The sequence below is a fragment of the Dokdonia sp. MED134 genome, from assembly GCF_000152925.2.
Taxonomy (GTDB): Bacteria; Bacteroidota; Bacteroidia; order Flavobacteriales; family Flavobacteriaceae; genus Dokdonia.
Genome location: NZ_CP009301.1, coordinates 273,738 through 288,859, shown reverse-complemented (window position 1 = coordinate 288,859; position 15,122 = coordinate 273,738). Strand labels below are relative to the sequence as shown.

General features: G+C 37.0%; 15 protein-coding genes. 10 read left to right on the top strand and 5 right to left on the bottom strand.

All coding sequences use genetic code 11. The features are described from left to right. The first annotated feature begins 24 nt into the window (after positions 1-24). A complete protein-coding gene (gene rluF / locus MED134_RS01240) occupies positions 25-807 on the top strand; it encodes a 23S rRNA pseudouridine(2604) synthase RluF (protein WP_021779203.1) in 783 nt (260 codons plus the stop codon). Between the two features lie 71 nt (positions 808-878). Here the strand turns inward: rluF and MED134_RS15230 are convergent, their stop codons facing one another. The 3 genes from MED134_RS15230 to MED134_RS01230 form a co-directional block, all read right to left on the bottom strand. Continuing rightward, positions 879-1,055 (bottom strand): hypothetical protein, encoded by a 177-nt coding sequence (locus tag MED134_RS15230; RefSeq protein WP_021779204.1) that lies wholly within the window; start codon positions 1,053-1,055, stop codon positions 879-881. 62 nt (positions 1,056-1,117) lie between these two features. Next, the gene (locus MED134_RS01235; protein WP_038596802.1) at positions 1,118-1,804 is read right to left on the bottom strand and encodes an SIMPL domain-containing protein; all 687 of its coding nucleotides are present in this window, start codon (positions 1,802-1,804) and stop codon (positions 1,118-1,120) included. A 52-nt stretch (positions 1,805-1,856) separates the two neighbouring features. Then, entirely contained in the window at positions 1,857-2,489 is a 633-nt protein-coding gene (locus tag MED134_RS01230; RefSeq protein WP_021779206.1) for a rhomboid family intramembrane serine protease, read from the bottom strand. Between the two features lie 64 nt (positions 2,490-2,553). Between MED134_RS01230 and MED134_RS01225 the strand changes: the two genes are divergently transcribed. Further along, positions 2,554-3,420, top strand: coding sequence for a lysophospholipid acyltransferase family protein (locus MED134_RS01225; RefSeq protein ID WP_021779207.1), 867 nt, complete (start codon positions 2,554-2,556; stop codon positions 3,418-3,420). 49 nt (positions 3,421-3,469) lie between these two features. Here the strand turns inward: MED134_RS01225 and MED134_RS01220 are convergent, their stop codons facing one another. Then, entirely contained in the window at positions 3,470-4,975 is a 1,506-nt protein-coding gene (locus MED134_RS01220; RefSeq protein ID WP_021779208.1) for an aminotransferase class V-fold PLP-dependent enzyme, read from the bottom strand. Positions 4,976-5,061: 86 nt separating this feature from the next. After that, positions 5,062-6,450, bottom strand: coding sequence for a phosphoglucosamine mutase (gene glmM / locus MED134_RS01215; protein ID WP_021779209.1), 1,389 nt, complete (start codon positions 6,448-6,450; stop codon positions 5,062-5,064). A gap of 167 nt (positions 6,451-6,617) precedes the next feature. Between glmM and MED134_RS01210 the strand changes: the two genes are divergently transcribed. The 8 genes from MED134_RS01210 to MED134_RS01175 all read left to right on the top strand — a co-directional run bounded on the left by MED134_RS01210 (position 6,618) and on the right by MED134_RS01175 (position 15,091). Further along, positions 6,618-7,202, top strand: coding sequence for an ACP phosphodiesterase (locus MED134_RS01210; protein WP_021779210.1), 585 nt, complete (start codon positions 6,618-6,620; stop codon positions 7,200-7,202). 28 nt (positions 7,203-7,230) lie between these two features. After that, entirely contained in the window at positions 7,231-8,922 is a 1,692-nt protein-coding gene (ggt, locus tag MED134_RS01205) for a gamma-glutamyltransferase (RefSeq protein ID WP_021779211.1), read from the top strand. A 59-nt stretch (positions 8,923-8,981) separates the two neighbouring features. After that, positions 8,982-9,458, top strand: coding sequence for a hypothetical protein (locus tag MED134_RS01200; RefSeq protein WP_021779212.1), 477 nt, complete (start codon positions 8,982-8,984; stop codon positions 9,456-9,458). 25 nt (positions 9,459-9,483) lie between these two features. Further along, positions 9,484-9,711 carry a hypothetical protein gene (locus tag MED134_RS01195; RefSeq protein WP_021779213.1) on the top strand — a complete coding sequence of 76 codons (228 nt, stop codon included), beginning with the start codon at positions 9,484-9,486 and terminating at the stop codon, positions 9,709-9,711. Between the two features lie 77 nt (positions 9,712-9,788). Then, positions 9,789-10,280 carry a nucleoside monophosphate kinase gene (locus MED134_RS01190; protein WP_158407694.1) on the top strand — a complete coding sequence of 164 codons (492 nt, stop codon included), beginning with the start codon at positions 9,789-9,791 and terminating at the stop codon, positions 10,278-10,280. A gap of 222 nt (positions 10,281-10,502) precedes the next feature. Beyond that, entirely contained in the window at positions 10,503-11,054 is a 552-nt protein-coding gene (locus MED134_RS01185; RefSeq protein WP_021779215.1) for a hypothetical protein, read from the top strand. A gap of 272 nt (positions 11,055-11,326) precedes the next feature. Continuing rightward, a complete protein-coding gene (locus MED134_RS01180; RefSeq protein WP_038596798.1) occupies positions 11,327-12,223 on the top strand; it encodes a serine hydrolase in 897 nt (298 codons plus the stop codon). A 24-nt stretch (positions 12,224-12,247) separates the two neighbouring features. Further along, positions 12,248-15,091, top strand: coding sequence for an NTP/NDP exchange transporter (locus MED134_RS01175; RefSeq protein ID WP_021779217.1), 2,844 nt, complete (start codon positions 12,248-12,250; stop codon positions 15,089-15,091). The last annotated feature ends 31 nt before the right edge of the window (positions 15,092-15,122 follow it).

The following is a 15,122-nucleotide window of genomic DNA, read 5'->3' as shown; positions in this document are numbered from 1 at the left end:
CTATAAATAGTACTTTTGCTCATAATGGAAGAGAAAAAACAAACCCGCATCAATAAATACCTCAGCGAGGCTGGCTATTGCTCACGCCGTGCTGCAGATAAGCTTATAGACCAAGGTCGCGTTACCATAAACGGTAAGGTGCCAGAAATGGGTACAAAAATTACAGAAGGTGATGAAGTGCGTGTAAATGGTGAACTTATAACAAGCTCTACAGAAAAACCTGTGTACATCGCTCTTAACAAGCCTGTAGGTATCGTTTGTACGACAGATACTCGGGTTGAAAAGGATAATATCATTGATTTTATAAACTACCCTTCTCGTATCTTCCCTATAGGTAGACTTGATAAACCTTCTGAAGGTCTAATCTTCCTAACTAATGATGGTGATATTGTAAACAAGATATTACGAGCTCGTAATAACCACGAGAAGGAATATGAAGTGTGGGTAGATAAGCCTATCACACCGTCATTTATACAGCAAATGAGTAATGGTGTACCTATACTAGATACTGTGACACGTAAATGCCACGTAGAGCAACTGAGTAGGTTTTCTTTTAAAATCATACTCACACAAGGCCTCAACAGGCAAATACGTAGAATGTGTGAGGCACTAGATTATGAGGTTACTCGCTTAAAGCGAAATAGGATTATGAATATTGAACTAGATGTACCAGTAGGTAAATGGCGTTACATTAGTGATACAGAGATGGAGGAGATTAATAGACTTGTAGAAGACTCTGCAAAGACCCATACAGATGCTCCTAAAGAACCTAGACACCCTAATCTACGCAGAAACAGAAATAGGTAGTAACGACATCATCAAAGTAAAAAGGTCAAGGATAAATATCCTTGACCTTTTTATTTACACACAAAATAAAATTACTTTTTCTTTGCTCTCTGGAGCGCTTCATCTTTTGCTTCTTTTTTTGCAAGTTTAGATTTTTCTCTATGCACTCCGTTGCCTATGGATATGGGTTGCGGGTCATCTCTTACGATGCGTGCATCGATCTCTTTTTCGCGCTCAGATTTATTGGTTTCTCTTTCTTTCCTTTTCATATCTTAAAGATACTTTGAGAAAGCTATAAGAATGGTTAACAAGTCGTTAATCTTAGTTAAGCTTATTTTAATTCAAAACTTACAGAGATTTTTGTAGTGATTGTAAGCTCTCCTGGAGCGATGGTCTCCCCTTTTGCAGAGTTATCCATCTCCATAGACATCATTCTGGCCTTGTACATAGGAGGTTGTGGTGAAGCACTACCTTGCTCACTTATTTGTACTGCTTTACCTATAGTTTGACCTAATGCACCAGCATATGCTGTGGCCTTGTCTTTGGCATCTTTGATTGCTTTCACACGCGCGTCTGCCTTAAGAGCATCCATCTGTGAAGAGGTAAACTGTACGTTATCTATACGATTAATACCAGAATTAAGAAGTCCTGCCATTACACCTTCATACATCTTTAAATCCTTGAGTTTTATGGTAAGTGTTTGATTTGCGTTATAATTGTAGGTTTTACTATTATAATCATAATTTTTATTAAGGTTGATATACTCCGTCTGTACATACTTACTATCTATACCTTGGCTACGTAAGAATTTTATAACATTATCTATAGCCTGATCGTTTTCTGCTTTTACTTGCTTTGCTTCCTTTCCTTGATTTTCTACGCGCACGCGTATGTTTACACCGTCTGGCACTACCTTAACAATACCTTCACCGGTAACGTTTACTAGGGGTTGCATTGTGTTGTTTTGAGCAGATATAGACATTGTGATTAATAGAATTAATGCGGTTATATATTTCATAATTATTGGTTTTTTGTTTCTCTCAATATAAAAAAGAATAGAAGAGGTTTCCTTAAATCTTTCCTAATTTAAAAAGAATAAAGAAAGCAATAATAGGTAAAGCTAGCGCAATTACTATTAAAAGACGCTCTTCTAAAAGAATTGGAGCAGACACAATGGCAATTACATACCCCGCAATAGCACCTCCAAAATGGGCATCGTGCCCTATATTATCATTACGCTTCACCATACCATAAATAGAGTAAATCATATACCCTACTCCAAATACCCAACCTGGCATAAAGTAAATTTCTAACCTTGGATTGAGAAGTATCCCAGCATACACTACACCCATTACCGCACCACTAGCTCCTACCGCAGAGTAGTGATACTCATCTTTATGTAGAAAATAAGAAAGTAAATTTCCTAAAAGCAAACTTGAAACATATACCAGTAAAAACCTAGGTACGCCTATAGTGTAGATAACAGCATTTGCGAAGAAATACAGGGTAAGCATATTAAATAACAAGTGCTGCGTGTTTGCGTGTAAAAAGGCAGAAGACACCATACGTACTTGCTCTCCTCTACGTATAGCTCCTACGTTAAATTTATATTTTTCAAACATTGAGTAGTTTTTAAAACCACTCATAGAGAATAAGACATTTGCTAAGATAATTGCAATTGTAACTGGATGTAAATCCGCCATAAATACTAAGTTTTACTTGTAAAGATAGCTATATTTGTGAGATTAATATCTTAACTATATCTGAATGAAAGCTATTGTTTTCTGGTTGTTTTACCCACTATTATGGCTCATCTCCATACTCCCTTTTAAAGGGCTTTACCTGCTCTCAGATTTCTGTTATTTTGTTATTTATAAAGTTATAGGCTATCGTAAGAAAGTAGTGAGATATAACCTAAAGACTACCTTCCCAGAAAAATCTAAAGAAGAACTCCATACCATAGAACGTAAATTTTATAGCCATCTCTGTGATATGTTTCTAGAGATGATAAAATCTATGAATATAAAAAAGGAGGACCTCCTTGAACGTTACCAATTTTCTAACAAGGAACTCATCACAAAATATGATAAGGAAGGACAAAGCTCACTCCTTATGATGGGACACTACGCAAGTTATGAGTGGATATTTGCACTACAACTATCTATGGAAAATCCGGGCTACGGAGTATATAAAAAGATAAAACACAAACAGTTTGATAATCTCATACGCAAGATACGTAGTAGATGGAACACCTATCTTATAGACTCTAAGGATACAATGCGCTTTATAAGAAAAAATGAGAGTGAGAATAAAACAGGCTGTTACGGCTTTGTAGCAGATCAATCGCCTAGATTTCACCGTGCTCGCTACTGGACACAATTTTTAGGTCACGAGTTACCTTTTTTTACTGGAGTAGAACGTATTGCAAAAGAGTTTAAGCTGCCTGTACTCTATTACGGTACAGAAAAGATAAAACGTGGCTACTACAAAGGGTCTTTCCAACTTATTACACCAGATGGTTCTCAAACAGAAGATGGCGAGATTATGACAAATTATGCCGCCGCCCTAGAAGCTCAAATACGTAAAAATCCAGAGTATTACCTACTGGACTTCATAAACGTTTTAAACTTTTAGGCAAAAAGGAGGAAGTCCTTTCTGAGATAAATAAGTCTAAGAAATAGTATTAAAATTCAAACCAAGAGTCTATAGCAGTACTACGACTTAAAGAGGTTGCCTTATCGTCTTTATGTAAGTACTCGTTTGAGTAAGGTTGGTATATATAATCTTGAGACCAGTCTTTATGGTGTAAGGCTAGGTCTTTTATACACGCGCATACATAAGCTATTTCCTCATTTGTGATGGTAGGGTGAATAGACATACGTATCCATCCTGGCTTTTGTATTAAGTTACCCGCATCTATCTCACAAGCGAGGGAGTTTGATGTTTTTTGATCTACATTAAGTAAATAATGCCCATAAGTTCCTGCGCAGCTACAACCGCCCCTAGTTTGTATCCCAAAACGGTCATTGAGTAATTTGACCGCTAGATTAAAGTGCAACTCTTCTATATAAAAAGAAATAACACCTAGTCTATCCTTATGATCACCTGCAAGAATTTTTACGTTTTCTACCGCTTCTAGTTCATTCCAAATGATGTCTATAAGTTCGTGCTCACGAGCGAGTATATTATCTACACCCATCTCTTCTTTTACTTTAATTGATAAGGCTGTACGTATGGTTTGCAAGAAACCTGGAGTACCCCCATCTTCACGCTCTTCTATATTATCTATATACTTATGCTCACCCCAAGGGTTTGTCCACGATACGGTGCCTCCACCTGGGTTATCTGGTACCACGTTTTTATACAAATCTTTATTAAAGATTAAAACTCCAGAAGAGCCTGGCCCTCCTAAAAACTTGTGTGGAGAGAAGAAAATAGCGTCTAGGCGCTCTTCTTTATTCTCTGGGTGCATATCAATATGCACATAAGGCGCACTACACGCAAAGTCTACAAAACATAAACCACCGTGAGCGTGCATAAGTCTCGCCACATCGTGATATGGTGTCTGTATACCTGTTACATTACTACAAGCAGTAATAGATGCTATTTTGAAAGGGTGATCTTCATATTTGAGTAGTTCTTGTTCAAACATCTGTATACAAAAGCGTCCATCTTCTTTAGCAGGCACGACCACTACTGTTGCCGTGGTCTCTAGCCACGTAGTTTGATTACTGTGATGCTCCATATGTGTTACAAAAACAATGGGCTTTATCTCTGCAGGTACTTCTGTAAATTTCTTTATGTTTTCTGGCACTTTTAATCCAAGTATGCGCTGAAATTTATTGATCATACCTGTCATACCATTACCACCTACTATGAGTACATCATTCTCATCTGCATTTACGTGCTCTTTTATGATGTGCTTTGCTTTATGATAACTCATTGTCATAGCAGTACCTGAGACGGTCGTCTCTGTATGGGTATTTGCTACGTAGGGACCAAAGTCGCGTAACATCTTCTCCTCTATGGGACCGTATAATCTTCCTGAGGCGGTCCAGTCTGTATATAAAAGCTGCTTTGTTCCGTATGGAGATTGAAAACTTTGGTTAATGCCAATGATGTTTTCGCGAAAGCGTGAAAAGTAATTCTCTAGTTTACCGCTAGGCTTAGTAGACTTTAATGTATTCATAATCAATAGTTTGCACTGTAAAGATATTTAAAATTAAGCACAAAAAAAGAGGGCGATTGCCCTCTTTTTTTAATCGCTATATCTGTCTAGATACCAGCTACTTCCTTTATGGTAGCAATCATATCATTTGCAACTTGGTCTGCTTCGGCTTGTGTGCTTGCCTCTGTGTAAATACGTATAATAGGTTCTGTATTAGACTTACGTAGGTGTACCCAGTGATTTTCAAAATCTACTTTTACACCATCTACCGTAGATACATCTTCATTTGCATATTTGGCAGCCATCTTTTCTAGTAATGCATCTACGTCAAGACCTGGTGTGAGCTGGATCTTTTGCTTACTCATAAAGTATGGAGGATAACTAGCTTTGAGTTCGCTCACAGAGATTTTAAGCTTTGCAAGGTGTGTAAGGAAAAGCGCCGTACCTACCAGACTATCACGACCGTAGTGCGATGCTGGGTAGATAATTCCACCATTTCCTTCTCCGCCTATTACAGCGTTTTGGTCCTTCATAGTTTGTACTACGTTTACCTCTCCTACGGCACTTGCAAAGTATTCTCCACCGTGTTTTCTTGTGATATCACGTAGCGCACGTGAAGAAGATAAGTTTGACACCGTATTACCCTTAGTCTCTCCTAGTACATAATCTGCACAAGCAACAAGGGTATACTCTTCTCCAAACATTTCTCCCTTATCATCTATAAAAGCAAGACGGTCTACATCTGGATCTACTACGATTCCAAAATCTGCATTTTCATCTACCACCATCTTACAAATGTCACCTAGGTGCTCCTTAAGCGGTTCTGGGTTGTGAGGGAACTCCCCGTTAGGTGTACAGTATAATTTTACTGCCTCTACGCCTAGCTCTTCTAGTAATCTTGGTATGGCAATACCTCCCGTAGAGTTTACACCATCTACCACAACTTTAAACTTGGCATCCTTAATAGCTTTTACATCTACAAGCTCAAGGTTTTTTACCTCTTCAATATGCAAATCTATGTAGGCATCATTCTTTGTGATTTTACCTAAATCATCTACCTCTGCAAAGGTAAAATCTTCATTATCTGCATAATTTAAAATTTTCTCCCCTTCTACTCCATTAAGAAACTCCCCCTTACTGTTTAATAGTTTAAGCGCGTTCCATTGTTTTGGGTTATGCGAGGCAGTGAGTATAATACCACCATCTGCGTGTTCCATAGGTACGGCAACTTCTACCGTAGGTGTGGTAGAGAGACCGAGGTCTATAATATGGATTCCCATACCCACGAGCGTGTTCATCACAAGCTCTTGTATCATAGATCCAGATATACGTGCATCACGCCCTACTACTACTCTGTAGGTTTCTTTATTACGATCATTTTTGAGCCACGCACCGTATGCTGCAGCAAATTTTACTGCATCTACTGGTGTAAGGTTTTCACCCGTGCGACCTCCTATGGTACCACGTATTCCTGATATAGATTTTATTAATGTCATATGTAAATTTTGAGTACGCTTTCGCGAAAGCGTAATTAATCTTCGTTTTTTTGATTGTTAAACAAAAGTACTAAAACACATACGTACCAGCCTAACAAGAATGCATTGCTTCACAATGCCTCATAAAATCTTTGAACAGGTTAATTTTTCCTATTAACTTCACCACTATGAATTTTCTCGCACACATTTACCTTACCGATGGCTTACCTATGGAAACTATAGGCAACTTTATGGCAGATGGTATAAAAGGTAAAAAGTACCTCAAGTATAGTGATGATATACAGCGAGGTATACTCGTGCATCGCTGGATAGATAGCTACACAGATAGCCACCCTATTGTAAAGCAGAGTACAAAACGCCTGCACGCAAAGTATGGTCACTACTCTGGTGTGATAGTAGATATTATATATGATCACTTTCTAGCCAAAAACTGGAACAACTATCACGATACAGCGCTAGATGTGTACATAGATGACTTTTACCAGCTACTACAAGACCATCACAACTTGCTCACAGGTCGCATACAGAAAATGATGATCCCTATGATGGAGCAAAACTGGCTCCTCAGCTATGCAACTATGGAAGGTATAGGTACTGTGCTTTACAATATGAACATACGCACAAAACGCCTCGTAGCGATGGACAAAGCTATAGAAGACCTTGCCGAACATTATGAAGCCTTTGAAGATGAGTTCACACGGTTCTTTAAAGAATTACAAGCCTTTGTTGCATTAAAACTAGAAGAACTTTAAGTTTATCATATAATTACAAATCCAACCTATGAAGTATTTACTCTTACTCTGTATTCCCCTATTATTTATAAACTGTAAGACAGAAGCGCCTGCTCCTGCTCCCGTACAGGGACTTATTGCTCAAGAGGCTATGGTTGTTTCGGCGAGAGAAGAGGCTTCACGCATAGGCGTTGAGATTATGAGGCAAGGTGGTAACGTTTTTGACGCAATGATTGCTACAGATATGGCGCTCAACGTGACATACCCGTTTGCCGGTAGCCTAGGTGGTGGTGGTTTTCTCGTATACCGTACTAAAGATGGTGATATAGGAGCGCTAGACTATCGCGAGATGGCACCTGGAGCGGCTACCAGTGATATGTACCTAGATGAAGACGGTAATGTGATACCAGGTTTAAGCACAGAGGGAAGTCTTGCTGTAGGTGTGCCAGGCGGTCTTGCAGGTATGTTTGCCGTGCACGAGAAATTTGGCTCACTACCTATGGAGACCATTCTCAAGCCCGTAATAGAGCTTGCTCGCAATGGCTATGTAATTACAGAAAAACAAGCAGGAAGGTTTGGCGCTTTACAAGATAAATTTAAAGAGCTTAACGGAGATAGTATTATATATGTAAACGCTTTCGCGAAAGCGGACACCCTTAAAAACGAAGCTCTCGCACAAACACTAGAGCGCATTGTAGCAAATGGTAAAGACGAATTTTACAAAGGTGAGACAGGCCAAAAACTGGTAGACTTCTTACAATCTAAAGGTGGAATCATCACAATGGAAGATCTTGCGGCATACGAAGCAAAGTGGCGCACACCAGTAACCTTTGAGTATGATAACTTAAAAATGATCTCTATGAGTCCGCCTAGTTCTGGTGGGGTTTGTTTATCACAAATTATGCAAATGATAGAACCGTATGACATCTCACAATATGATCACAACAGTGTGGAGAGTATACAACTACTTACAGAGGCAGAGCGTCGCGCGTATGCAGATAGAAGTTTTTACCTAGGAGATCCAGATTTTGTAAACATCCCTATAGACACACTCATCTCTGATGTGTATGCAAAAAACAGAATGGAAACCTTCTCTTGGGACACCGCTACAAAGTCTAGCGATATGACACACGGTGCCTTGCCAGGTTATGAGAGCATGGAAACAACGCACTACAGCGCGGTAGACCAGTATGGTAACGCCATTGCAGTAACGACCACGCTTAACGGCGCTTATGGATCTAAATTATATGCGAGTGATATAGGCTTCTTTTTAAACAATGAGATGGACGACTTCTCTAGTAAACCAGGAGTGCCTAATATGTTTGGCCTTATAGGCGCCGAGGCAAATAAAATTGAGCCAGGCAAGCGTATGCTGTCTAGTATGACTCCTACCCTAGTAGAAAAAGATGGCGAGTTCTGGATGACCGTAGGTACGCCTGGAGGATCTACCATTATTACCTCTGTGTTACAAACGGTACTTAATGTACACGAGTTTGGGATGACAATGCAGGAGGCGGTAAACGCGCCACGTTTTCACCACCAGTGGTTACCAGATGTGGTATTATTTGAACCTAACAGCTTTGATCCAGCCATCATAAGCGGACTGCAAGAAAAGGGTTATGAAACCAACGAGGAGCGCTCTCCCGTAATAGGTAAAGTAGACGGTATTTTAGTCCTCCCTAATGGTACACTAGAAGGCGGCGCAGATAGACGTGGTGATGATACTGCGGTAGGGTTTTAGGGGGTTGAGTTAGATTAAATTATATATAAATCTAAATTGAATCAATCAAAAGATCTAAAATGAGAATAATTGTCATTGTAATAATTTATGGTTTGTTAACTAGTTGTAGTAACAAAAATGGTAATTCAGATTCTATACATAAATTAGAAAATACTGTTTGGATAGATTCACTTTGCAACAGTTATCATTTTAAGGATTCACTCGTTGTAAGAAATCTATTATTTCAAAAAGAATCTGATTATAGTGAAATTGGTAAATTTCATTCTTCTAATAAAATTCAACTTCACTTCCAGACAGATTTTGATGAGGTGAAAAAGTACTATTTAGAGCCAATTTCTAAAAACAAAATGTTTTTAAGCCCATTGAATCAATATGATTACCCAATAGTTTTATTAAAAAAAGAACTAATACAGCTGCCTTATTTAGAAATCGTAGAACTCAAGATAAAAATAAATCCAACATTTATATCTTCAAATGGTTTTAGACGATTAAGTATCACAAATAACAAGAAGATAGAATACATAAAAAGCAGATAATGATTTTGAACTAACTAAAAATACATTGTCTGATTCTACATTCCATCAAATAGAACAATATATAGAAATATTGCAACTAGAGAAATATGAGGAAGAGTATAACTTTGCTGGATTTGATGGGCCTAGTTTTGAATTGAATTTAATAACTAACAGCTACACAAAGACAATAAAATCTACCCAAGGAATCCCAAAAGGGATACGTAATTTAATTAATTTTATTGATTACAAGCTGCAGACAGAAAAGCAAAACTAGAGATGAGGAAAACACATATTATTCTTAGTCAACCTGGTTACTTGAGTAAAGTCTTTGAAAATATGTTATGTGAAATAATGTCATCTAGAAAAATTGACTTAAGAGAATTATTGCCCCAAGAAATCCGCTCTGAATCGATTTTGGGTAAGGAATTTAAACATTACATTACTCAAGGTGAAATTATACATCCTGATCTCTTAAATAAACTGATTAAAAGAGAAATTAATAAAGACAGTACTAACGTTATAATAGTTAATTATCCTAAAACTCAGGAGCAATATAATTCTTTAAAAAAGCTTATTGACATTGATAGAGTTTGGAATTTAAAGATAGTTGGACTCGATTTTTTTATTGAAAAACAATACTCAAAACTCAATGAAAAATATATTTTAGAGAATAACATAACTCGCAAAGCTTTAAAATTAAAAGTAAGTGCTGAAGAATATAAAATACAAACCCTCATTGCTGTAATTCAAAAAGATTATCCTTGCACTCTTGTAGAGATGGATTATGAAAATGAATTAAAGATGACTAATTATTTTAATTCAAAAATCGAAGGTTTAAAATAATATTTAGCCTTAGTAACTATGATTATAGTCTCTAACTACTTTTTTAACGGGTAACATTTAATTTTAGTAAATAAAATATCTTCCCTTCTTACGAAATATCATCAAAAACAAATAAGTGTATATTTAAAACATCAATTAAAAAACAAAGATACAGGCACTACCGGGAGCTACACTCTCTTTATTTAGTGCCTGCGGGCATATATTTAAAATCACATTACTAAAATGAAAAAGATAGGAAAGACAATTTTAATGCAAGCTATATACTTAATTCTTTTCTATTTTATTATTTACAGATTTAAGAATTATGAATTAGCAATGCTAATTTTTTTTATTCCGTTTTTGACTTACTCAATACTTACATTCAGAAAATTTGAAAAAATAACCGAAAGTAAAACGTACATAATGTTATCAAAAAGCAATTACAACTACTGGAATATTGGGTTTGTTGTACTGATAATATTTTTATGTTTACAAGAAATAACTATTTACAAAGTGGTTTTACTAACGTTTGCCATAATTTATCTATTTCTTGAATATACTATCTCAAAAAGAAGAGTAATAGATATAACAAAAAACGGTATTGATGAATTGGGAAAAAATAAGCATAGGGAACTAAACGAAATAACTATGCTCAATATCTACCCAAATAATGTAGAATTTAGGTTTAATCAAACTGAAATATTACAGATTAACCAGAATGAACTATTACAGCCTAGTTGGAATAATTTTTTAGAAAATATTGAAGAAATACAAAGTGAACTAGCAAAGAATTGAGTTAAAAACGTAACAACCTCAACTTTAATAAACACGAAATTCTAAGCTCTTTTTAATCTATAATTTTCACTATACGAGCTTTCTGATTTTCCACTTTCGCGAAAGCGTAATTTATCAAATACCATCTACAACAAACCCAATTGTAGACCGTTAATATCTTAACAAACAAGGGCTGTAAACATTAACAGTTTGGGATGGAATTAACAGTAATACTAGCTATCTTTGGCAGCCTTTTTGTATACTTAGGTTCAACTATAAATACATAGAATTTTATGAAATATATCACGCTTATAGTGTGCATTATAATGTCTTCTGTACTAAGTGCTCAGGAGCTTCCTATACAGATGGACGCTGTAGAGCCTCTTGAGACTCATACGAGTCCTATATTGAGAGAGCTTTTAATACAAGAGATTAATAAAAACTCAAAATGGAAAAATCTAGTGAAGTCTAATAGAATGTCTATAGGCGTTGTAGATATGTCCAACTTAGAGAATATAGAGTATGCCGGTATCAATGATGAGTTTATGATGTATGCCGCAAGTTTACCTAAGATTGCCATACTTCTTGCCGCAATGGATGCTATAGAAAATGGCGAACTACAAGACTCTAGAGAAATACGTAAGGATATGCGACTTATGATAAGTAAGTCTAATAATGCTGCCTCTACTCGTATGATAGACCGTGTGGGCTATGATAAAATAGAACAAGTACTGCGCAGTGACCAGCTCAAGCTGTATGATGAAGAAGTAGGCGGTGGTTTATGGGTAGGCAAGAGATATGCCGCTGGCGGAAAACGTAATCCAGACCCTATGAAGGGATTAAGTCACGCAGCTACAGCTAGACAGGTATGTAGTTTTTACTACCAGCTTGCAATGGGTAATCTAGTAAGTACAGAAAAGTCTGAAGAGATGCTGGATATTATGAAAGACCCAGCATTACACCACAAATTTGTAAACACGCTAGATAAAATTGCTCCTAAGGCAGACATCTACAGGAAATCTGGATCTTGGAAGAATTGGCACTCTGACTCTGTATTGGTATGGGGACCTGAGCGCAAGTATATACTAGTGGCTCTTATAGAAGATGCACAGGGTGAGCAAATTGTAAGAGATTTAGTAATTCCTTTAGAAAAAGCAATGAAAAAATCACGAGCTTTAGCCTATAACTAGGGAACCTCATTATAAACGCAATGAATGCTTAAAAGTCTTTACAAGAAAGCCTTTGATATAAGAGATGGTGAGATCACCATCTCTTTTTTTATGCAGCTGTACATCTTTCTGGTGATTACAGTGCTACTTATTGTAAAGCCCACTGTAAACGCATTATTCTTATCGGCGCTAGGTGCTGAGCGATTGCCTTACGGGTATCTTCTTGTTGCGGCGGTGGCTATTTTAAGTTCATACTTCTATAACAAAGCTTTAAAGCGATATTCTTTTAAAAAGGTCGCTACGATAACCTTATGCGCTTTTGGCTTCTTTTTTATGTTGCTTTCTGTCGCCTTGCATTATAAATTTCTTGAGGTCTGGCTGCTTTATTATTACTACGTTCTCATATCCTTATTTGCCGTGGTGGTTACCTCACAATTCTGGATACTGGCAAATATGGTTTATAATGCGAGAGAGGCAAAAAGACTCTTTGGTTTTATAGGCTCTGGCGCTATTGCTGGTGGAATTTTTGGTGGGTACTTAACGACCTTAATTTCGGCGGCTTTTGGGAATAAAACGTCTATTCTTATCGCAGGGATTCTCATTTTATGCTGTGTGCCTATACTCTATCGTATTTGGAATTTAAGGTTACGTACGCTTTCTATGTACACGAGAAAGAAAGAGATACACCAAGTGTCTAACCCAGATCGTAATGCTTTTCAAATCATCTTAAAATCTAAGCATTTACTATACTTAGCATCTATAATCGGGATAAGTGTGCTGGTGGCAAAGCTGGTAGATTTTCAATTTAGTGATTTTGCGCACAAGGCCATTCCAGACTCAGATGAGCTTGCTTCTTTTTTAGGGTTCTGGTTTTCTTCCTTTAATGTGGTGGCTTTACTCATACAGCTTTTTGTTACTAATAGAGTCTTAAGCTATCTAGGCGTAACCTCAACAATGCTTATACTACCATTAGGTATTGCCTTAGGCTCCCTCCTATTTCTTACGGTTCCTGAGCTTTGGGTGCTTATTATCATAAAAGGGTTAGACGGTAGTTTTAAGCAGTCTATAAACAAAGCAGCTGCAGAGCTTTCCATTTTACCCATACCGTATGCTATAAAGAACCAAGCTAAATCATTTATAGATATTGTGGTAGATAGTGTAGCCACAGGTATTGCTGGTTTTCTACTCATTTTTGTGATTAAGGGTATGGAACTAGACACCAAGTTTGTGACCATCCTTACAATCTTCTTCTTGTTTATTTGGCTCTTATTAATCTACAAGCTTAGAGATGCCTACTTTGATTCGTTTAGGTCCAACCTCAAGAGTTTACTGCTCAATAAAGATGAGTCCAAACGAAACTTCAGAAAAGAACGCACCATCGCTACTGCAAGACATATTTTACAAAATGGTGAAGAAAGCGAGATTCTCACTTTATTATCTAGATTATCATCGGCTAGGCTTAATCCCTTAAAAAAGCAAATAGTAGCACTTTTAGACCATCCTTCTAATGCTATAAAAATAGCGGCTATTGAGGAATTGTATTATTATAAAGAAGGTACTGCATTACATAAAATTAAAGCCCTCCTTCATACTAGTGACAGCGCACTCATAATAGCCACATTACAGTATTTACTTCATCATACCAAAATAGACGATAAAGAACTATTTACAACCTATCTTGATCATCCAGAAAAGCCCATTGCAAATGCTGCGCTGTTATGCCTGGCACAAGATGCACGCCTCAATACAAATCTTGGAAAGCAGTTTAATTTAAGAGACCGTATCGCGACTCAAATAGAACGACTAGGCACACCAGAAGGTCTAGAAAATGTTGCCGAAACTTCAGATCTGCTTCTTAGCATTGCCTACTCAGGGCTTAACGAGTTTTACTACTTTATCTCTATTCATTTTAGTAATAAAAATAAAAAGGTAGCAAAGAAAGCTATTGAGGCTGCAGGCATTACCACAGACCCGCTCTTTGTAGGGAATCTCCTCCAGTTTCTAGAAAATAAAAAACTACGCAAAGCAGCCATAAAAAGTCTTACTCAATATGGGCCAGAGATTACAAAAACACTTCTCAGGCTAGAAAATAAAGATGCTTTTAGTCTAGACATAAAAAGAAATCTACCTAAGGTTATCGCCACATTTAACTCTCAAAATGCGGTAAAAATCTTATTCAAATTTTTAGGTAGTAACAACCTCATCGTACGTAAAAATGCCTCAAAGTCATTGCTAAAACTAAGTAGTAAAAACCCGTCGCTTACTATTGATAAGCGCAAAATCTCCAGATACATATTACTGGAAAGCAACTACTACCAAAGCACGCTTAACGCCCTTGCTACCTTCACAAAACTTGTAAACAATCCACCAGCAGACTCACAAGAGGAAGCTAAAGAAACAGAGGTTTTACTCGCCCGTGAAGCCATAGTGCTTATTTTAAGAGAACAAGTAGATCAAAGTCTACATAGCATCTTCACACTTTTAAGTATACGCTACAATCAAGAAGATATTAGTGCTGCGTTTTTGGGTATTAAAAGTAAAGATGATACAGCGAGAATCAACGCCATAGAGTTTCTAGACAACCTCTTACATATCAAACTTAAAAATAAGATCCTGCCACTGCTTGAAGTACATATTATTGACACAGATGTTGATAATCTACATTCTCAAGAAATGGTAGAACAAACAGAATTTGATGCTGTGCGAAGCCTCATTCGTAATCGCAGCAGACAGATGAACATCGCTATGCTCCACCTCATTGAGATACTAGAAGACACAAAGTATATTGCCATTACTCAATCTTTTACAAAGCATAAAAACACAAACATTGCAAAACTTGCTACGCGTGTATCTACAAGTCTACAACGGGTAAAACAGCAACAAAAGTAAAACGCCTTCTAGTAACAACTAGAAGGCGTTT

What these genes read in the sequence shown, in the direction of transcription:
- rluF (WP_021779203.1), top strand. Translation starts at nt 25, where the DNA reads ATGGAAGAGAAAAAACAAACCCGCATCAATAAATACCTCAGCGAGGCT.
- MED134_RS15230 (WP_021779204.1), bottom strand. Translation starts at nt 1,055, where the DNA reads ATGAAAAGGAAAGAAAGAGAAACCAATAAATCTGAGCGCGAAAAAGAG.
- MED134_RS01235 (WP_038596802.1), bottom strand. Translation starts at nt 1,804, where the DNA reads ATGAAATATATAACCGCATTAATTCTATTAATCACAATGTCTATATCT.
- MED134_RS01230 (WP_021779206.1), bottom strand. Translation starts at nt 2,489, where the DNA reads ATGGCGGATTTACATCCAGTTACAATTGCAATTATCTTAGCAAATGTC.
- MED134_RS01225 (WP_021779207.1), top strand. Translation starts at nt 2,554, where the DNA reads ATGAAAGCTATTGTTTTCTGGTTGTTTTACCCACTATTATGGCTCATC.
- MED134_RS01220 (WP_021779208.1), bottom strand. Translation starts at nt 4,975, where the DNA reads ATGAATACATTAAAGTCTACTAAGCCTAGCGGTAAACTAGAGAATTAC.
- glmM (WP_021779209.1), bottom strand. Translation starts at nt 6,450, where the DNA reads ATGACATTAATAAAATCTATATCAGGAATACGTGGTACCATAGGAGGT.
- MED134_RS01210 (WP_021779210.1), top strand. Translation starts at nt 6,618, where the DNA reads ATGAATTTTCTCGCACACATTTACCTTACCGATGGCTTACCTATGGAA.
- ggt (WP_021779211.1), top strand. Translation starts at nt 7,231, where the DNA reads ATGAAGTATTTACTCTTACTCTGTATTCCCCTATTATTTATAAACTGT.
- MED134_RS01200 (WP_021779212.1), top strand. Translation starts at nt 8,982, where the DNA reads ATGAGAATAATTGTCATTGTAATAATTTATGGTTTGTTAACTAGTTGT.
- MED134_RS01190 (WP_158407694.1), top strand. Translation starts at nt 9,789, where the DNA reads ATGTCATCTAGAAAAATTGACTTAAGAGAATTATTGCCCCAAGAAATC.
- MED134_RS01185 (WP_021779215.1), top strand. Translation starts at nt 10,503, where the DNA reads ATGAAAAAGATAGGAAAGACAATTTTAATGCAAGCTATATACTTAATT.
- MED134_RS01180 (WP_038596798.1), top strand. Translation starts at nt 11,327, where the DNA reads ATGAAATATATCACGCTTATAGTGTGCATTATAATGTCTTCTGTACTA.
- MED134_RS01175 (WP_021779217.1), top strand. Translation starts at nt 12,248, where the DNA reads ATGCTTAAAAGTCTTTACAAGAAAGCCTTTGATATAAGAGATGGTGAG.